General features: G+C 63.8%; 18 protein-coding genes. 6 read left to right on the top strand and 12 right to left on the bottom strand.

Going from position 1 to position 17155, the window contains the following annotated elements:
• Positions 1-6: 6 nt before the first annotated feature.
• Together flgH and AC2EAL_RS03875 are read left to right on the top strand one after the other, a co-directional pair.
• Positions 7-726 (top strand): flagellar basal body L-ring protein FlgH, encoded by a 720-nt coding sequence (gene flgH / locus AC2EAL_RS03880; protein WP_484723394.1) that lies wholly within the window; start codon positions 7-9, stop codon positions 724-726.
• 2 nt (positions 727-728) lie between these two features.
• Positions 729-1229, top strand: coding sequence for a flagellar basal body-associated FliL family protein (locus AC2EAL_RS03875; protein ID WP_484722851.1), 501 nt, complete (start codon positions 729-731; stop codon positions 1227-1229).
• 105 nt (positions 1230-1334) lie between these two features.
• On the opposite strand, the gene AC2EAL_RS03870 is transcribed toward AC2EAL_RS03875, so the two are convergent.
• The 10 genes from AC2EAL_RS03870 to AC2EAL_RS03825 all read right to left on the bottom strand — a co-directional run bounded on the left by AC2EAL_RS03870 (position 1335) and on the right by AC2EAL_RS03825 (position 10908).
• Positions 1335-1676, bottom strand: coding sequence for a hypothetical protein (locus AC2EAL_RS03870; protein ID WP_484722850.1), 342 nt, complete (start codon positions 1674-1676; stop codon positions 1335-1337).
• Positions 1673-2752, bottom strand: coding sequence for an EscU/YscU/HrcU family type III secretion system export apparatus switch protein (locus tag AC2EAL_RS03865; protein WP_484722849.1), 1080 nt, complete (start codon positions 2750-2752; stop codon positions 1673-1675). Before AC2EAL_RS03865 ends, AC2EAL_RS03870 begins: the two co-directional genes overlap by 4 nt.
• Complete coding sequence (locus AC2EAL_RS03860; protein WP_484722848.1) at positions 2749-3531, bottom strand: flagellar biosynthetic protein FliR; 783 nt, start codon at positions 3529-3531, stop codon at positions 2749-2751. Before AC2EAL_RS03860 ends, AC2EAL_RS03865 begins: the two co-directional genes overlap by 4 nt.
• Entirely contained in the window at positions 3528-5603 is a 2076-nt protein-coding gene (gene flhA, locus AC2EAL_RS03855; RefSeq protein ID WP_484722847.1) for a flagellar biosynthesis protein FlhA, read from the bottom strand. The genes AC2EAL_RS03860 and flhA overlap by 4 nt, the downstream gene beginning before the upstream one ends.
• Position 5604: 1 nt before the next feature.
• Complete coding sequence (locus tag AC2EAL_RS03850; protein ID WP_484722846.1) at positions 5605-6276, bottom strand: transglycosylase SLT domain-containing protein; 672 nt, start codon at positions 6274-6276, stop codon at positions 5605-5607.
• An 89-nt stretch (positions 6277-6365) separates the two neighbouring features.
• A complete protein-coding gene (locus AC2EAL_RS03845; RefSeq protein ID WP_484722845.1) occupies positions 6366-8525 on the bottom strand; it encodes a hypothetical protein in 2160 nt (719 codons plus the stop codon).
• A complete protein-coding gene (gene motA / locus AC2EAL_RS03840) occupies positions 8522-9391 on the bottom strand; it encodes a flagellar motor stator protein MotA (protein ID WP_484722844.1) in 870 nt (289 codons plus the stop codon). Before motA ends, AC2EAL_RS03845 begins: the two co-directional genes overlap by 4 nt.
• Positions 9392-9459: 68 nt before the next feature.
• Positions 9460-10026, bottom strand: coding sequence for a MotE family protein (locus AC2EAL_RS03835; RefSeq protein WP_484722843.1), 567 nt, complete (start codon positions 10024-10026; stop codon positions 9460-9462).
• Positions 10023-10415 carry a hypothetical protein gene (locus AC2EAL_RS03830; RefSeq protein WP_484722842.1) on the bottom strand — a complete coding sequence of 131 codons (393 nt, stop codon included), beginning with the start codon at positions 10413-10415 and terminating at the stop codon, positions 10023-10025. The genes AC2EAL_RS03835 and AC2EAL_RS03830 overlap by 4 nt, the downstream gene beginning before the upstream one ends.
• Before the next feature lie 10 nt (positions 10416-10425).
• Positions 10426-10908 (bottom strand): flagellar basal body-associated FliL family protein, encoded by a 483-nt coding sequence (locus tag AC2EAL_RS03825; protein WP_484722841.1) that lies wholly within the window; start codon positions 10906-10908, stop codon positions 10426-10428.
• Between the two features lie 72 nt (positions 10909-10980).
• Between AC2EAL_RS03825 and fliF the strand changes: the two genes are divergently transcribed.
• From fliF to fliP, 4 genes are all read left to right on the top strand, one after another.
• Positions 10981-12639: a flagellar basal-body MS-ring/collar protein FliF gene (fliF, locus tag AC2EAL_RS03820; RefSeq protein WP_484722840.1), complete on the top strand. Its 1659-nt coding sequence runs from the start codon at positions 10981-10983 to the stop codon at positions 12637-12639.
• On the top strand, positions 12639-13220 hold the full coding sequence (locus AC2EAL_RS03815; protein WP_484722839.1) for a FliH/SctL family protein: 582 nt from the start codon (positions 12639-12641) through the stop codon (positions 13218-13220). The genes fliF and AC2EAL_RS03815 overlap by 1 nt, the downstream gene beginning before the upstream one ends.
• Positions 13221-13228: 8 nt before the next feature.
• Positions 13229-13498 carry a FliM/FliN family flagellar motor switch protein gene (locus AC2EAL_RS03810; protein WP_484722838.1) on the top strand — a complete coding sequence of 90 codons (270 nt, stop codon included), beginning with the start codon at positions 13229-13231 and terminating at the stop codon, positions 13496-13498.
• Positions 13499-13560: 62 nt separating this feature from the next.
• Complete coding sequence (fliP, locus tag AC2EAL_RS03805) at positions 13561-14220, top strand: flagellar type III secretion system pore protein FliP (protein ID WP_484723393.1); 660 nt, start codon at positions 13561-13563, stop codon at positions 14218-14220.
• Positions 14221-14503: 283 nt separating this feature from the next.
• On the opposite strand, the gene AC2EAL_RS03800 is transcribed toward fliP, so the two are convergent.
• Both AC2EAL_RS03800 and AC2EAL_RS03795 read right to left on the bottom strand, forming a co-directional pair.
• Positions 14504-15346 carry a 4-(cytidine 5'-diphospho)-2-C-methyl-D-erythritol kinase gene (locus AC2EAL_RS03800; RefSeq protein ID WP_484723392.1) on the bottom strand — a complete coding sequence of 281 codons (843 nt, stop codon included), beginning with the start codon at positions 15344-15346 and terminating at the stop codon, positions 14504-14506.
• Between the two features lie 16 nt (positions 15347-15362).
• A complete protein-coding gene (locus AC2EAL_RS03795) occupies positions 15363-17090 on the bottom strand; it encodes a tetratricopeptide repeat protein (RefSeq protein ID WP_484722837.1) in 1728 nt (575 codons plus the stop codon).
• Between the last annotated feature and the right edge of the window lie 65 nt (positions 17091-17155).

Here is a 17155-nt window from a genome sequence, read left to right as displayed (position 1 = left end):
ATGATGATGCGGTCCTGCATGATTTTGACGCTGGCGCTGGCCGGCTGTGCCAAGCTGGAACAGGTAGGCCGTGCGCCCGAATTCTCGGGACTCGAGGGCACCGACCAGCACTACGCGATGTACGCGGCCGAGATGCCCGAAGACGTGCCACCCGCCACGGTGTCGGATGGATCGTCCCTCTGGACCGGGGGAACCCAGTCGCTGTTCGGTGATCGGCGTGCGGCTCAAAGGGGCGACATCCTGACCGTGGTGATCGAAATCGACGACAGCGCCTCGATCTCGAACTCAACCGGCCGCAGCCGCAATGGCGAGCAAAGCGGCGGCATCCCCGACTTGCTTGGCATCCCGCAGCGCCTGAACGAAGGCCTGCCCGAGGGCGCGAGCATGGGCGACGCCTTCGACATGAATTCATCGTCGACGTTCAAGGGGCAGGGATCCGTGTCTCGCAAGGAAAAGCTGACCCTGCGCATCGCCGCGACGGTGGTTGAACAACTGCCGAACGGCGTCCTGAAGATCGAGGGTCAGCAGGAAGTCCGGGTGAACTTCGAGATGCGCGAGCTGATCGTCACCGGTTATGTCCGCCCGGCAGACATCACGCGGCAGAACGAGATCACCTACGACAAGATCGCGGGCGCGCGGATCGCCTATGGAGGCCGGGGCCAGATCACCGACGTGCAGCAGCCGACCTATGGCCAGCAGGTCGCCGACATCGTGATGCCGTTCTGATCATGCTGCGCAAACTCCTTCCCATCCTCCTTGCTCTGATCGGCCTTGGCGGAGGTGTCGGTGCCGGTCTGGTCCTGCGGCCGAGCGCGGAACACACAGCCGAGGGTGGCGATGCCACGGCCAAGGACGGCGAGCATGCCGAAGAGGGCGAAGGCGAAGATGCCGAGCCGGTCGAAGGCGCGCCGGAATATGTCAAGATGAACAACCAGTTCGTCGTTCCGGTGGTCGAGGAAGGCCGGGTTGCCTCGATGGTGGTTTTGTCCCTCTCGCTTGAGGTTGCGGCCGGGAACACCGAAATGGTCTATCAGCGTGAACCGAAACTGCGCGATGTCTTCCTGAGCGTTCTGTTCGACCATGCCAATGTGGGGGGTTTCTCCGGATCCTTCACTGACGGTACGAACCTTGTCACATTGCGAACCAGCCTGAAGGAAGCGGCAGGCCTGGTCCTTGGCCCGGTCGTATCGGACGTCCTGATCACCGATATTGCGCGCCAGGACAGCTAGTATCCGGTTGGCCTCCTCTCTCAAGCCCGACCCGAAAAGACTGCAGCCGGCAAGGGAAGGTTCGGGACCTGGGGATGGTCCGACGCGCCTCTCCTTGCGCGGCAATCACTTTCTCATCTGGGTTTTCTCGGCCAGAGCACGCAAGGCCTGCACACGTCCAAACGCTGTCTGGGCGTCGCTGCGCGCCTCCAGCCAGGCAGCCGTCTGGCGTGCAATCACCAGGTTCAGTTCGGCTCGTCGCACGTCGGCCCATCTTTCGTAGTCCAGTCCGACCTTGACGGCAGTCACCGGATCAAGATCCACCGGCTCGGCAGTCTGGTTGAGAGCCGAAAGCTGCATCCGGCTTTGCTCCAACCGGTCCGAGTTCGCCTTCAGAGCGCCGAGCCGGTGGTCAAGCATCAGTTGCGCCAGATCTGCAAGCTGCGAAAGGTCCTTGGCCTGGGTCATCGCCTTCTGGCCTTCTTGCGCATCGCATCGGCAAAGCGGATGGCGGCAGCGATCGCGCGGTAGTGTTCGACCCGGATTTCCTGACCGACTTCCACCGTCGCGTGGATCGCCCGGGCTGTCGGCGGGTCGCTGTGGATCGGAACGCCATTCTCGGCTGCGCGCTCGCGGATTTTCCGGGCAACCTCGTCGACACCCTTGGCGACGCAGAGAGGTGCCCCGCCTTTCGTCCGGTCCCACTTCAACGCGACGGCATAGTGCGTCGGGTTCACGACGACGACGTCCGCGGTGGCAACGTCGGTCAACATCCGGTTCGTTGCCACTTCCTGCGCCCGTTGGCGGCGCGCCGACTTCAGATGCGGATCGCCTTCGCTTTCCTTGAACTCATCCATCACTTCCTTGTGCGACATGCGCAGCTTTTGCCGGTGGTGATGGTTCTGCCAAAGGAAGTCGACCGCTCCAATGGCCAGCTGGATCAAGAGAACGATGAAGAGAAACTCCAGCACCAATCGGGCCATAAGTGCAGCCGACATCGCCGGGCTTAGGTAAAGGCTTGCCATAATGTCGGCCATCCGGTTTCCAAGCATGAGATACAGGATGACTGACACAAGGATCAGCTTGGTTGCGCTCTTGGCGAACTCGACCAGCCCGGCGACGCCGAACTTGTGCTTGGCCGTGGCAAGCGGCGAGATGCGCGACAGTTTGGGCGCCAGTTTCTTCGGTGCAAAGACCAACCCGCGACTGGCGATCAACAGAACCACCACCAGCAGCGGTGAGACCAGGAGCAAGGTCATTGAAGGGGCAGCGAGGGCTAGAATCAAGCCCCCAACGATCCCGCTGCTGCCTGCAGCGACCAATGCGGAAAGCTGGTCGGCCTGTTCAAGCAGAACCATCCCCGCGGTCCCAGTTTCCTTGATTGCCCAGCCGCCAATGCTGAACAGGGCAAGCAGAAAACCCCCTGTTGCGGCGGCGGCCTGCAGATCGACCGAACTGGGAATGTCGCCATCCTTGCGGGCCTGATCGAGCTTCTGCTGTGTGGCCTCGTGCTGCTTGTCGTCGTCATCCTCTTCTCCGCTCATGGCACGACCGCAAAGGGCTGAACCAGGTGTTCGGAGAATGCAGTGAACCAGGCCGCGAGCAGGAACGGTGTCGCCACTGCCAGAAGCGCCAACGCGCCCAGGGTAAGCGCTGGCGCACCAACCATCGAGACCATCAGGGTCGGCATGGCCCGGTTGATGGCACCCAAAGCGAGGTTGTACAGCATGGAGGCGATCACGAAGGGCGCGGCCAGGCTGAAAGCCAGACTGAACGTCCGGCTGATCAGCGCCAAGCTCCAATCGGCAGCCTCGGCCGCCGACGGATAGCCGCCCGCCGGTAGGATTTCGTAGGACAAGAGCAACAGCTCGACCGCTTGGACATGGAGCCCCGCGGTCATCGCAAGGGCAATCGCGGCGATCAGGAACAGGTTGCCCATGGCTGGCTGCGGCTCGGGCGCAGCGCCTGCAAAAAGCTGCGAAAGCGTGGTTGCCTGCGCAATGATTGCCGCAGCGGTCTGCAGGGCCACCAGAAACAGCCGAAGACCGATTCCGAGGATCAGACCGGCGAGCGCCTCACCGCCCAGGGCGATGAAGGATGGCTCCGGTCCCGCAGTGGCAAGGCGTTCGGCGAGCATGGGCGACAGGATCACCGTGAAGACGATGACGACCGCCAGTTTCACGCGCTGCGGGACGGCCGGGTCCCCGATCCCGGGCATCAAGGCAACCATCGCGCCGATCCGGACGAAGGCCAGTGCCGCTGCCCAGGCAATGCCGTTGGCAATATCCAACAGGCCGGAAAGTGCTTCGATCACACCGTTCATGCCGGTACTTGCCCTAACAGTGCGGGCCGCGCGTCGGTGCTGATCTCGTCATAGGACAGGACCGGCATCTGCAGTCCCTTGGCTTGCACAACTGTCCGCAGGAACCGCCGTCGCCCGACCGAGGTCACAAGGGCCGGATAGACACCACTCTCGGCCGCCCTGTTGGCCCGTTCGGTCAGGCCGTTGGCCAGTCGAGCAAAAAGTTCTGGTGGCAGAGCGATGTCGCGCTGACCGCGATCGCCGTCGATCTGGTAGGTTGTGAAAGTCTTCTCCCAGTCGGGCGCCAGCTGGATCAGGGGAATCGATCCGTCCGGACGCTTCAGTTCAGCCACGATCTGAAAGCCCAGGCGCTGGCGGACATGCTCGCAGATCGCCTCGGGCGTGCCCATCCCCCGGGCCTCGGCGATGGCTTCCAGGATGAGCGGCAAGTTTCGGATCGAGACCTTTTCGTCCAGCAGGAGGCGCAGGACCGCATGCAGCACATCCAGAGGCACCTTGTCGGGAAGGAGTTCGTCCAAAAGTTTCCGGTTCGCCTCGGCGCGCGCGGTATCGGACAGCCGGACGAACTCATCGAGAAGCCGACGAAGCCCGCGCAGGGTCAGGAGGCGCGACAGGTTCGACTTCAGGACCTCAAGCAGATGCGTCGCAAGAACCTCGGTCGGAGACACGACTGTCAGGCCGGAAAGCGCCGCATCTTCCTGTTGGTCGGGCCGGATCCACCGTGCCGGAGCGCCATAGACCGGCTCTTTCGTTTCCAGCCCGTCCGGCGCGGGCGTGCCGTCTGCCAGCAGGACCAGCACGCGATCCGGGTACAGCCGGTCGGACACCCGCTCCACCCCTTGCAGACGAATGCGATACTGACCCGGGGCCAGAGAGGCTTCATCGGTCAGGCGGATCTCGGGCAGGATCAGCCCGAACGCGGTAGCGACATGATTGCGCATGTTGGCAATCCGGCTGTCCAGTCCAGTCGCCGGATCGAGGACCATGGCAACCAGATTTGGCGCGAATTCGATGTGAATGTCGTCGAAATCGAGCACATCGCCGATGGTTCGTGGCTTCGGTTGCTCTAGCGCGGGCGTATCCGATGCGGCTGCGCTTGGTTTGTGCCGGCCCTGGTAGAAGGCCAGGCCGCCCAGAGAAACGGCGGCGAGAATGAACGGCAGGAACGGCATTCCGGGCACGAGGGCGAACAGCGCCATGAGGGCGGCAACGGTGCCCAGTGCGCCGGGATACCTGCCAAGTTGGGCGAAGAACGAGACGTCGGCTGAGCCCTTCTGACTGCCCTTCGCCAGCAAAAGTGCGGCGGCGACCGAGATGATTACCGCTGGAATCTGGCTGACCAGACCATCCCCGACGGTCAGGATCGTATAGGTCTCGAACGCGGTGCCGACGTCCAGGCCATGAACGAAGATACCGACGATCAGCCCGACGCAGATGTTGAGGAAGGTGATCAGCAGACCGGCAATTGCATCGCCCTTCACAAACTTCGAGGCGCCGTCGAGCGAACCGTAGAAGGTCGTCTCTGCCAGTTCCTGTTCCCGCCGGTGCTTGGCCTCGGCGTGGTCGATGGCACCTGCAGACACGTCGGCATCAATCGCGAGTTGCCGGCCCGGCATGCCGTCCAGCGCAAATCGTGCACCCACCTCCGCCATTCGCCCCGCGCCCTTGGTGATGACGATGAAGTTGACGATCATCAGGACGATGAAGATCACCAGACCCAGGATGATATCCCCGCCCATGATGAACTGGGCAAACCCCTCGATCACATGGCCTGCGGCATCCGTGCCGGTGTGACCCTGGCCGATGATCAGCTTGGTCGACGACACGTTCAGCGCCAGTCGCAAGAGCAGGGATGCCAGGAGAATCGTCGGAAAGGCCGAGAAATCCAGCGGACGGTCGATGAACAGCGTGACCGTCAGCATGAGAATCGCAAGAGAGAAGGACAGCGCCAGTCCGATGTCCAGCACCCATGCCGGAACCGGCAGGATCATCATCACGATCACGGCCATCAGGCCGATCGCCAAGAGGATCGTGGGACGGAAGATCCCTCTGAGCGTGATGCCAGACGCCATGTCAGGGATCTCCGATCAGCGGTCGCCCGCCATTGGCAGAAGGAAAAAGCGAGCCGTTCTGCCCAGGGTCGCCTGCGACAAGCAGGGGAAAGCGGTTCTGCCGATCCGCGACAGGTTCGCTGACCGGACCCTCGCCCTCGGCCAGGCGGTCATGCGCCGCCACGAACTTGCGCTTGTAGGCCTCAGCAAACTCTGGCGTGCCGGAATGATATGCAGCCGCGGCGAGCGCCCAATCCCCGGTCTTCGCGTAGTGCTGCGACAGGTATTCGGCCGCGTAACTTGCGTTCTGCACAGGGTCCAGCATGTCGTCGAGCGATGCGAAAGCCGACGCATGCCAGCGGTAGTTCAACTGGAAGCAGCCGAGGTCAACGTTCGTGGCACCCTCGCCTAGAGCCAGGTCGACATTCCGGGCTGCCTCTGCCGCACTTTCGTACCAGCGGCCGTCACCGCCGAAATTCACCGTCCAGGGCCAGGGCTGGTCGTCGCGCCCGGTCTCGACAATCGAGATCGCCAGCAAGACCTCATACGGCACACCGGTTTCCTTTGCGGCCTTGGCGGCGGCGTCGCGGCACAGGACTGGCGGATCGGAAAGGGCATGGCCTGACGCGGGGACCAGAAGGCAACAGACCGTGGACAGGACGCGCAGGGTCGGACCAGGATTCCCGAAGGCCATTTTCTTCCTTTTTCGCGTCTGGTTCCCAGGCGTTCTGCCGGGGGATGACCGCAATCTAGCGGGCGAATCTTTCCGGTCGGTTACCCGCTTCAGCCGCCATCGGGTTGGGCGACGGATCCGAGCAAGGCTTCGATTGCCGCGCGTGCTGCGGCACTGGACTCGATGGCTTGCGTGCCGCGACCAATCGGCCCGGTATCGGCGTCCGGTTCGATCGGCTGGGTCAGCTCTGCCGCGCTCTGCCAGACTTCCGGCGTTGTCGGGTAAAGGCTTGACCAGTCTTCCTGCCAGAGGCTTGTGCGCGATGCCGCATCCGACTGACCGGTCGCCGCCAACGCCTCACGCGCTGCGGTCAGATCGCCCGCAGCAAGAAGCGCCTCTGCTCGAACGGCAGCGACTTCCGGCCCCGCAAGCCCTTCAAGCAGGTCGACGGCAGTGGTCGGATCGCCGGTGTCCAGAAGGGCCTCTGCGGCAGCGAAACGGCGGTCGGGCTCATCGGCAGGCCCGACCGGACCAAGCCAGGACAAGCTTGCATCGGGGAAACCCAGCGTCAGCAGACGTCGAGATACCTTCAGGCTCAGGTCCGTTGGCACATCCGGAGGCTTTGTTCCTGCTGGCAATACGGCGTGGCGCAGGAATTCGTCATCCGTGGCGCGCTGATCGACAACTCGCCAGAGATCGACAAGGGTTTCTCCCTTGGCCGCCTCGGTCGCAAATGCGGCCTCGGTTTGACCTGAAAGCGCAAGCGCAAGGACAATGGCCCGGTCGACCTCAGCCGCCAGTTTGGTGTCTCCGATTTCCCTGCGCCCCGAAATCAGCGCTTCGGCCACATCGGGGCCGATGGGTTCAAGCGTGCCGAAATGTGCTTCGACCAGGGCAACCAACCCGTCTGGTGTGTTGCCCTCGAGCGAGACCGCTTCTTCGGCATGGGCACGGGCCGCATCGGAATTGCCCTGGTGCAGTTCGCTTTCCGCATCAAGCAGCGCAACGGTTGCGGCATTGATGTTGGGCGTACGCTCCATCGCGTCACGGATAGTGCGCACCGCATCGGAGTCGTCGAGCGCCAGAAATTTCTCTGCCAGACCGCTTCCCAGATGGGCGCGCAGGTGCGGGGGAAGTGCCAGGTAGGACCGCAGAACGGCATCACGGTTCATGCCTTGTCCAGGCGGCAGACGATCCCGCGCCAGCGCTGCCCAGAGCGCTGCCGGTCCATCGCAGTCCAGCATTGTCGCAAAGGGGGTGGTGGGGTCGGTTTCGCCGTCCACGATCCGTGCCATCGACCGGTACAGTTCCAGCACCTCATCGTCCTGCCCGGCGTCAGCAAGCCCGGCAACCTGCGCAGCCTCGGCACCGAAGCCAAGGTAGAGATGCGACTGCACCGACTGCAGCACCGCTTCGGGATCTGCTACATCGAACTCGCCAAATATATCCGCTCGGGCCGCTGCAAGCAGGTCGAGGGGTGAGCCGTCCCCACCCCAGGCCGCCACATCGAGCAGCTTGTCGTCCGGGCAGGTCGCGGTCGTTCCTGAACCCTCGACGAAGGCATCCGGATCAGTGACCACAATGCCCGGCTGCTCACCGAGAAGCACGTTTGACCACGGCAGTTCTTCCCTGGCACCCTTTTCTGAAGAAACCTCTGGACTCGGCAAGCTCATCTCGACCAGGCCGTCTGCCGCGCCTCGCGCGATCTGTTCCAGAAGCTCATCCCGCAAGGGATCAAGTGAGACTTCGCCAGTCGGAAGTGGCAGGGGAAAATCCTGGAGGGGAAGGGTCGCAGGCGACTGCGGCACGTTCAACCAGTCGTATGCAGCCGCAGCAGTTTCGGTCGTCGACGGTGTGTCGGAAGGAAGGTCTGGTTCACCCTGAAAATCTGCCTCGAACACCGAACCCGCCGGGGCAGGTCCGGGCTTGATGTCAAGAACGATGGCACCGGGCCGGTACTCGAAAGGGAAGACATGGCAGTCGCAGCCGAGGGAAAGCAGCAGGGCACCACTTTCGGGATCGACCTGCAGCGCGGCGGCGCGCGTGCGCGAGATTCTTTGCCAGACGCGAGACAAGTCATAGTCGGGCTGGCCAGCTTGCTTGACCGCAAAGGCATAGCCCTCAGGCGTACGGCCCACAGTCCATTCGGATGCTGCGGGAAGTTCGACGACCAGGCGCGTAAACGCACCGTGTTCGCCCGAATAGACCAGCGCCGTTTCGGCACCAGCGGGCCCGGCCAGCGCAAGCAGGACGGCCAGGAAACGGGTCATGCTGCATCCTGCTTCAGGTTCCGCATGGCCTCCTCAAGCTCGCTGAAGCCCGGGCGAACATGGTGTGGCGTGTTCTGCCGGCCAACCTCGATGCAGATGTTTGCCGGATGACGATGCAGGTTCGCGACCAGGACTTCCCGGATCAGCTGGTAGAAATGGATGTCGTCCTCGACCACGGTCTTCACGCGCGCGGCAAAGGGGCCCATCAGACCATAGGCAAGAAAGACGCCCAGGAAGGTCCCGACCAGGGCGCCACCGATCATCTTGCCCAGCACTTCCGGGGGCTGGTCGATCGAGCCCATGGTCTTGATCACGCCCAGAACGGCCGCGACGATCCCCAGGGCGGGCAGACCATCGGCCATGGTCTGCAGCGCATGGCTGGAGTGCATCGCATGGTGCAGCGTCGCCTCCATCCGCTTGTCCAGCACCTCTTCCACCTGATGCGGGTCGTCATAGTTCATCGACGCGGCCCGCAGCGTGTCGCAGATGATTTCCATCGCCTCATGGTCGTGCTGGATGCGCGGATATTTCGCGATGATCGAAGAATTTTCCGGTGATTCGATATGTTCTTCCAGCGCCACCGGGTTTGACCGGGCCAGGCGGATAAGCTCAAACAGAAGGCAAAGGAGATCGCGATAGTCCTCCGTCTTCCACTTTGGTCCCTTGAAAACCTTGCCGATGTCCTTGAGCGTCTGCTTGACCGCCGCCATGTCGTTCGAGATCAGGAAGGCCCCGACCGCTGCACCGCCGATCATGATCATCTCGAATGGCAGCGCCTTGAGGATGATGCCCATCTTCCCGCCGGCCAGGACGTAGCCGCCGAAGACCATGATGAGGATGACGGCGATGCCGACGAAGCCAAGCATGTTGCAGTCCTGTCTTGCTTTTGGTGCGGCCAGTATCCCGGGCGCGGGTTAAGACTCTCTGACCGGATTCATTCGGTGGGTGCCGTCGCGTTCCGGCCGGCGACGATGACGCTGATGCCATAGGCCGCCTCCGCGGACATGCCCGACAAGATTGCGGCCGCCGAGTCCGGAGGCATCCGACCCAGGAAGCCCGCCGCGAACTCGGGAGACATCGTCTCGAACAAGGCGGCGGCATCCTTGGGCTTCATCGCCTGGTACACTGCGGTCAGCTGCTGGATGTCTTCCTCGGCCGCGCCGTCCGCGATGGCGAGGGTGGCCTTCAGCTCCTCTTCGACGGCGCGAAGCTCTTCCATGCGCTTGGTGATCGCCGCATCCGCCAGGGCCAGGGCCGCCAGCCGATCCTTCAGAGCCGCTTCCTTCTCGGCAAGACGTTCCTCTCGCAGGGTCAGGGCCTCGGCCAGGGCGCTGGGCATCTCGCAGGACGTGGGCTCCGTCTCGACGGCGGCGGCTTCGGGGTCCTCCTTGGCTTCTGCAAGGGCGGATCCAATCCCCGATCCCAGGCGCAATGCACCTGACGAAGCGAAGAGCATTGCCACGACGAACAGTGCCCCGTGTCCCAGTCTCCGGCGGCTCATTCGGTGGTCTCCAGGGCATCGCGCGATGCGCGCCGACGCACGAACCGAAGGCGCCGCTCTTCTTCGCGCACCTCTTCGGCGGGCGCTGCCTGCGGGGCCTTCGGCTCCGGAAGGTCATGCAGCGAGGCAACCAGAAGTTCCAGCTTGCGTGCCACCGCCTCGCCGCGCGCGGTCAAGGCCTCCAGACCTTCGGCCGAACCGTTGGCCGCTTGCCGCGCCTTCTCCAACGCGACTGTCATGTCGTCGACCTGGGCGGACAGTACGGCGATGGCCCCGCCCATGCCGGTCTCCAGCGTGGTGAACTTCTTCAACCGCGTCGAAAGCACGTAACAATAGATCGCAGCGCCGAATGAGCCTGCCATCAAAAGAATATCGGCGATCAGGTCCATGGATCCCGTCCTAGTTCAAAACGAATTCGGTAATCAGCAGGTCACGCACCCGACCTTCCCCGGTGACGATCTGGATCCGCCGCAACATCTGCGCGCGGAGCCGCGCCATGGCTTGCGGATCCTCGATTGACGCCGTGTCGATGGCCCGCAGATAGCTGTTCACGACATCCAGAATGCGTGGCGTCAGCGTCGTCACATCCGCTGCGGCCGTGTCCACCACTTCCAGTTGGGAGGTGAACCGCAAATGCTCGCTGCCCGAATCCGGGCCCAGAGACACCACGATCGTTTCAAGCGGAACAAATGCAATCCCGGTAAGCGGACCGGGGATTGCCTCTTCCTCGGTATGCTCTTCTTCCCCGCCCAGGATTAGCCCGGAGAACGTGGCGTAAAACCCTCCGCCACCCAGCACCAGGGCCAGGACCAGCCCAATGAGAAGCGGCTTCTTCGACCGCTTCTTCGGTTCCTCTTCTGCAGTGGCTTCTGCCGTTGCCATGTTTCATCCCTCAGCTTCCGGATGGGAACAAACATAGATCAAAGGTCACTAACCGATTGTTAAGCCGAACCGATGAAAGGTGAGACCACGGCAGAACGCCGGAGCCGGAGAATCGCCTTGCAAAACCTGCTTTCCATCTGGGCCTCGCTTGATCTGCGCCGTCGCGTCATCATTGTGGGTGCAACGGTGGCCATGTTCGCGGCCGTTCTCGCCCTAAGCCGGTTGGCAGGTCAGCCCGAAATGGGCCTTCTGTATGCGGGCCTTGAACCATCGGCTGCGGGTGAGGTCGTTACCGCCCTGGATCAGCGGGGCGTGGCCTACGAAGTGCGTGGTGATTCGATCTTCGTCGATATCGGCCAGCGCGACTCGCTTCGAATGTCGCTCGCCTCCGAGGGGCTGCCGACCGCGGGTGGTGGTGGCTACGAACTCCTCGATTCGCTTTCAGGCTTCGGCACCACCTCGCAGATGTTCGACGCCGCCTACTGGCGCGCGAAGGAAGGCGAGATTGCCCGCACCTTGCTGGCCTTGCCGCAGGTCAAGGCGGCCCGAGTCCACATTGCCAGTGCACCTTCCCGTGCGTTTCAGCCGGATTCGCAACCCACCGCATCCGTCACGCTGACCACAGCGTCGGGCAGCCTGGATGAGGCTCAGGCTCGCGCCATCCGCCACCTGGTCGCCAGTGCTGTAGCTGGAATGACACCCGACAATGTCCAGATCATCGATACCGTGGCGGGGCTGATCGGCGGCAGCGAGCCGGATGCCTTCAATGCCGGCAGCGCGGATGATCGTGCCGCCGCAATCAAAGGGAATGTCGAGCGTCTGCTTGCCGCCCGCGTCGGTGAGGGCAAGGCCATCGTCGAGGTGTCGATCGATCTCAACTCGGAACGTGAAGCGATCACCGAGCGCAGGTTTGACCCGCAAGGCCGTGTCGCCATCTCATCGGAAACCGAAGAGCGTAGCGACTCCAGCACCGAACCCGGTGGCGAGGTGACGGTGGCGTCAAACCTGCCCGAGGGTGATGCTGGGGCCGGTGACCAGGGTCGCAGCCAAAGCTCTGAAACGCGTGAGCGGGTGAACTACGAGGTTTCGGAAACGCAGCGTGAAATCCTGCGCAGCCCGGGTGCCGTGCGGCGGATGACGGTGGCCGTCATGGTCGATGGCGTGGTGACCATCGCCGCCGATGGCACTCGGACCTGGACCCCACGACCCGAGGAGGAGCTTGCGGCTCTGCGGGAACTGGTGGCCTCTGCCGTCGGCCTAGACGAGGCAAGGGGTGATATCCTTACCCTTAAGTCTTTGGAATTCCAGGAAGTTGTGGCCCCCTTGGGCACCGAGCCGACGACCAGCATCCTGCCGCCTATCGGCCAGATCGACGTGATGACCATCATTCAGACGGCTGTTCTGGCGCTGGTGGCGCTGGTTCTGGGGCTATTCGTGATCCGCCCGATCCTGACCTCTGCCAACCGTCAGGCGCTGCCCGCACCTGATGCGACACTTGCCCTGCCTGCAGCCGATGTCCCAGGCGGCATGGCCGCTCTCAACGGGGAAGTGGACAACGGTTTCGACTTCGGCGGCTTTGGGAATGGCATGGGCGACATGTCAGGCCAGCTGGCTGCTGACGATGTTGAAGAGGACCCTGCAACGCGCCTCCGCCGCCTGATCGAAGCGCGTCAGACCGAGTCGATCGAGATTCTCCGCGGCTGGATGGAACATGAAGAGGAGCGCGCCTGATGCCCTCCTTGCGGCTTGAAGTGTTTGACACCGCGATGGCCTCTGACGGCTCGCTGCAGCCGATGGTCGAAGCGACGGCGGTCGAGGAAGCCAAGGTCGCGGCCTTCGAACAGGGCTATGCTGCCGGTTGGGATGATGCAGCGGCCGCTCAGCAAGGCGACCAGACGCGCATCCGGGCCGATCTGGCACGTAACCTGCAAACCCTGGCCTTCACGTTTCAGGACGCCCGCAGCCATGTGTTGCAGGCAATCCGCCCCCTCATGCTTGAGATGATCAGCCGCCTCCTGCCCGAGGTCGCGCGCGAAGCCCTTGCCCCGACCGTGCTCGACACGCTGACCCCGCTTGCGGAAGCGATGGCCGATGCGCCGCTGACACTTGTCCTGAATCCGGCTGTTCGGGCCCAGGTCGAAGACCTCGTGGCCCAGGCGACTGGCCTGCCAATGGTGATCGAGGAAGAGCCGTCCCTGCCCGAGGGGCAGGTCTACATCCGCTTCGGGGCGACCGAAACCAAGGTCGACCTCTCGCAGGTCACCGCTGACATCGCCACGGCCGTCCGCGCCTTTTTCACCCTCAACGCCTGAGGAGCATCATGGAAGACATTTCCGACACGAACCCGTTCAGCCAGGTGCCCATCGAGGTGACGATCTCTGTCGGTCGGGCGCGCCCGCTGGTGCGCGATCTGTTGCGGCTGTCGAAGGACGCGGTCCTGCCGCTGGATCGCCGCGTGGACGACCCGGTGGAGCTTTATGTGGGCGACCGGCTGATCGCCCGGGGCGAACTGATCGAGCAGGAGGGGGAACATGCAGGCCAGCTTGCCGTCCGCCTGACCGAGGTCGCCAATCTGCGGGGCGGACTGTGAAGCTTGTTGCAGGGCTGGCCGTCGCCCTGACACTGCTCGCCGGGCCTGCCCTGGCACAGCAGATGTCGATCGACTTCGGTGGTGCCGGGGGTGAGACCCTGTCGCTGCGGTCGGTGCAGCTCTTGCTGCTGATCACGGTGCTGTCGATCGTGCCGGGGCTTGCGGTGATGGTGACCTGCTTTCCATTCATCGTCACCGTGCTGTCGATCCTGCGGCAGGCGATCGGCCTGCAGCAGGCGCCGCCGAACATGCTGATCATCAGCCTGGCGATGTTCCTGACCTGGTATGTGATGGACCCGGTGTTCACCGAGGCCTGGGTCAAGGGGATCGAACCGATGACGAGCGGGCGGATGGAGCTGGCCCCCGGGTTGGAAGCCGCCATCGCGCCGTTCCGGGTCTTCATGGCGGCGCGGGTCGATCTGGAGACGCTGCAGACCCTGAATGACCTGCGGTCGGCCACCCCGGTCGCGCCAGCAGACGCCCCGCTGTCGCTGCTGATCCCGTCGTTCCTGTTGTCCGAGATTCAGCGGGCGTTCGAGATCGGCTTCATGATCTTCCTGCCCTTCCTGATTATCGACCTCGTCGTCGCGGCGATCCTGATGTCGATGGGGATGATGATGGTCCCGCCGGCCATCGTCTCCTTGCCGTTCAAGCTGATCTTCTTCGTGGTCGCGGACGGCTGGGCGCTGATCTCGGGGGCGCTGGTCCGAAGTTACTTCTGATCGGGGCGGCAAGAGTGTCCACGGTGGACATTTTCGGATAACTTATATTTTAGAATGACTTGCTCGTGGACGGTAACCATCTGTTAACCTGAATTTCTGACGGGGAGAGCGGCCAGAAAAGCGTGCCTTTGGAGCCTATCCAACAGAGGCAACGGGCCAGTAACAACATCCCGGCAACCGACCCGCCCGGGCGCTGCGTGAAGCAGCTTGCGACGAGGAGACGAAGTCGAACGAGGAGCGGTCCGGTGAGCAGTCCGGTGGGCGTCGCGGTGGTTGGTCCGGTTCAGCCGGAAAGAATGCCGCCGGAAGCGATCCACCAGTGGGGGTGGGATCGGCTTAGCGCTCGGGCCGCGGCTTCGGCATCTTCGGCGGTTGCGAAAAGTCCGAAATGCGTACCGCCAGAGCCTGACATGCGGGCCAGCAGGCAGCCGGGAAGCGTCTCCAGCATGGTCTGGACCTTTGCGAGGATCGGAGCGATGGCGCGCGCCGGGGCAACCAGGTCGTTACGGCTGTTGGCGGCAAGCCAGGCGGTGAAGCCCGCCGCTGTACTCAGCGCATCTGGGGGTAGGTCGGGAAGGGGCGGGTTGTCGCGGGATTGAAGCGCCGTGAAGACCTGCGGGGTCGGCACGGCCACCCGCGGATTGACCAGCAGGCAGCCGAGCGGTGGCAGGGGCAGTAGCGGCTGCAGGTCCTCGCCCACACCGCGCATCCGGACCGGGTGCCCAGCCAGACATACCGGCACATCCGCGCCCAGCCCTAGGACCGTTCCGGCATCGGGCAGCGGCAAGCCCGTCTGCCGGGCGATGAGGCGCAATGCAGCGGCCGCGTCCGCCGAACCGCCCCCGATCCCCGATGCCACGGGAAGCCGCTTGTCCAGCACGAAGGCCAGGTCGCGCGCGCCCATCGCCCGTGCCGCCCGCAGGATCAGATTGTCGGCGTCAGCCGAAAGACCCGCGGCCTCTGGGCCGGTGATCTGCAGCGACAGGCCGGCGCCCCTGGTCGCAGAAACGCGGTCACCGACACCGGCGAAGACCACCAGACTGTCGAGCAGGTGGTAGCCGTCTGCGCGACGGCCGGTGACATGGAGACAGAGGTTGATCTTGGCAGGCGCGAATTCGTCGGGCACGAACTGGTCAGGCCCGTCAGTTGCCATTCTCGGCGGCCTTGACCGGCTCGGTTCCCGCGGCCTCTTCGGCCATGACCACGTCCAGCCCGACCTCAAGCTTGCGCAGGATGCGGGCCTTGTCCTTTTCGGTCGGCTCGAACGACAAGGCGCGGCGCCACTGGAAGCGGGCTTCAAGCTTGCGGTCATTCATCCAATAGACATCGCCCAGGTGGTCGGTGACGATCGGATCGACCGGTTCCAGAAGCGAGGCCTTCTCCATCGGCTCCAGCGCCTCGTCATAGCGGCCCAGCTTGAAATAGGCCCAGGCGAGGCTGTCGATGATGTAGCCCTGTTCCGGGTCACCAGCGACCGCCTTCTTGATCATATCAAGTGCTTCGTCCAGCTTTTCGCCGCGGTCGACCAAGCCGTAGCCAAGGTAGTTCAGCACCTGCGGCTGGGTCGGATTCAGTTCCAGAGCCTTGCGGAAATCGGCTTCGGCGGGCGCCCAGTCCTTGGACTGTTCGTGGCAAATGCCGCGATAGAAATACAGGACCCAGTCCTCGTTTCCGCCAGCCTTGGTCAGGTCGATGGCGGCAGTGTAGGCCAGTTCGGCTTCGTCAAAGCGTTCCTCGCTGCGCAGGACATCGCCCAGCGCAAAATGCACCGGGACCAGGTCGCCATGCGCCCGGGCCAATGTCTGCAGCGCTTCGATGGCGGCATCGGCCTTGCCCTGCGCCCGAAGCGCCCCGGCGCGGCCGATTTCGGCGGTCACGAAGGCGGGATCGTCGGACTTGAAGGTGGTGTAGGTCTGAGTGGCGAGTTCGTGCTGTTCCAGATCTTGCAGCACGTCTGCGGTGAGCAGCAGCGCGTCGGAGTGGTCCGGGCGCAGGTAGCTGGCAACGCGCAGGTGGATCAGGGTGTAGACCGGATCCGCCTCGCCGCTGAGCGCGGTCGAGATCGAATAGAATACCTCGGCGATGCCGTCCTTTGCGGTACGGACGGTGTCGAACGGGATCGGCTCGCCCGCCTGCAGCCTGCGGCGGACGGCATCGACGATCGGGTCGGGTCCGGGGCCGAAGCTGCGGTCCAGAAGCTCAAGCGCGTCGGCATTGCGTTCCAGCTGGCTGAGGATCTGGGCATGGGCAAAGACCCCGCGCCGCATCACCCGGATGGGACCGGCGGCCTTGCCCGACAGGATCTCGTCCGCGCCTTCGAAATCGCCGACCGAGGCCAGCGCCAGGGCCTTGTGGAAGTAGCCGAAGGCCTCAAAGCCCTGGCGTTCGGTCACGGCGTCGAAGGCCTCAATGGCCTCGGACATCTTGCCTTCGCCAACCTTGGCCCACGCAAGCACCAGCTGGTCGGCGAGATCACCAAGATCGCGCCCGCCATTCGCCGCGGTCAGGATCGCCGCATAATCCTCACGGTTGGCTTCGTCGGCCAGAAGCGTCATTTCCGCCAGCTGGCTGGGGTCAAGGCCCTGCTCGGTGCCGAGCTTCTGGCGCATCCTTGCGACGTCGATGGCCAAGGGAAAGTCGCCCACGCCGATTTCGGCCAGGATCGCACCGTCCAGGAGGTCGGGATTGCCGGAATCCGCGATGATCGCGCGGCCGTACCAGATCGCCGCCGACCGGAAGTCGTTTTCAGCCTCAGCCACGCGGGCCGCAAGATAGGCGCCGCTGTCCGGAGTTTCCTCGGCCTGCAGGGGAGTGCCCAGGGCCGCCGCAAGTGCCAGGGCGGACAAAGTGCGGAAAACTGCGGAACGCATGGGCCTCTCCTTGACGGTCGAGTGGAAGTTAGCCCGGCTGGCGCTGCCGCGCAATGCAGCGGGGC

The organism is Tabrizicola sp. T74 (assembly GCF_057219935.1).
The sequence above is the reverse complement of the archived record's forward strand: the minus strand, read 5'-3'. Positions and strand labels throughout refer to the sequence as shown.

Excerpts from the sequence above, each read along its gene's own strand:
- AC2EAL_RS03865 (WP_484722849.1), bottom strand. The coding sequence starts at position 2,752 with ATGAGCGGAGAAGAGGATGACGACGACAAGCAGCACGAGGCCACACAG.
- fliF (WP_484722840.1), top strand. The coding sequence starts at position 10,981 with ATGAAAGGTGAGACCACGGCAGAACGCCGGAGCCGGAGAATCGCCTTG.
- flhA (WP_484722847.1), bottom strand. The coding sequence starts at position 5,603 with ATGGCGTCTGGCATCACGCTCAGAGGGATCTTCCGTCCCACGATCCTC.
- flgH (WP_484723394.1), top strand. The coding sequence starts at position 7 with ATGCGGTCCTGCATGATTTTGACGCTGGCGCTGGCCGGCTGTGCCAAG.
- AC2EAL_RS03835 (WP_484722843.1), bottom strand. The coding sequence starts at position 10,026 with ATGAGCCGCCGGAGACTGGGACACGGGGCACTGTTCGTCGTGGCAATG.
- AC2EAL_RS03850 (WP_484722846.1), bottom strand. The coding sequence starts at position 6,276 with ATGGCCTTCGGGAATCCTGGTCCGACCCTGCGCGTCCTGTCCACGGTC.
- AC2EAL_RS03795 (WP_484722837.1), bottom strand. The coding sequence starts at position 17,090 with ATGCGTTCCGCAGTTTTCCGCACTTTGTCCGCCCTGGCACTTGCGGCG.
- AC2EAL_RS03860 (WP_484722848.1), bottom strand. The coding sequence starts at position 3,531 with ATGAACGGTGTGATCGAAGCACTTTCCGGCCTGTTGGATATTGCCAAC.
- AC2EAL_RS03845 (WP_484722845.1), bottom strand. The coding sequence starts at position 8,525 with ATGACCCGTTTCCTGGCCGTCCTGCTTGCGCTGGCCGGGCCCGCTGGT.
- motA (WP_484722844.1), bottom strand. The coding sequence starts at position 9,391 with ATGCTTGGCTTCGTCGGCATCGCCGTCATCCTCATCATGGTCTTCGGC.
- AC2EAL_RS03815 (WP_484722839.1), top strand. The coding sequence starts at position 12,639 with ATGCCCTCCTTGCGGCTTGAAGTGTTTGACACCGCGATGGCCTCTGAC.
- AC2EAL_RS03875 (WP_484722851.1), top strand. The coding sequence starts at position 729 with ATGCTGCGCAAACTCCTTCCCATCCTCCTTGCTCTGATCGGCCTTGGC.
- AC2EAL_RS03825 (WP_484722841.1), bottom strand. The coding sequence starts at position 10,908 with ATGGCAACGGCAGAAGCCACTGCAGAAGAGGAACCGAAGAAGCGGTCG.
- fliP (WP_484723393.1), top strand. The coding sequence starts at position 13,561 with ATGTCGATCGACTTCGGTGGTGCCGGGGGTGAGACCCTGTCGCTGCGG.
- AC2EAL_RS03810 (WP_484722838.1), top strand. The coding sequence starts at position 13,229 with ATGGAAGACATTTCCGACACGAACCCGTTCAGCCAGGTGCCCATCGAG.
- AC2EAL_RS03870 (WP_484722850.1), bottom strand. The coding sequence starts at position 1,676 with ATGACCCAGGCCAAGGACCTTTCGCAGCTTGCAGATCTGGCGCAACTG.
- AC2EAL_RS03830 (WP_484722842.1), bottom strand. The coding sequence starts at position 10,415 with ATGGACCTGATCGCCGATATTCTTTTGATGGCAGGCTCATTCGGCGCT.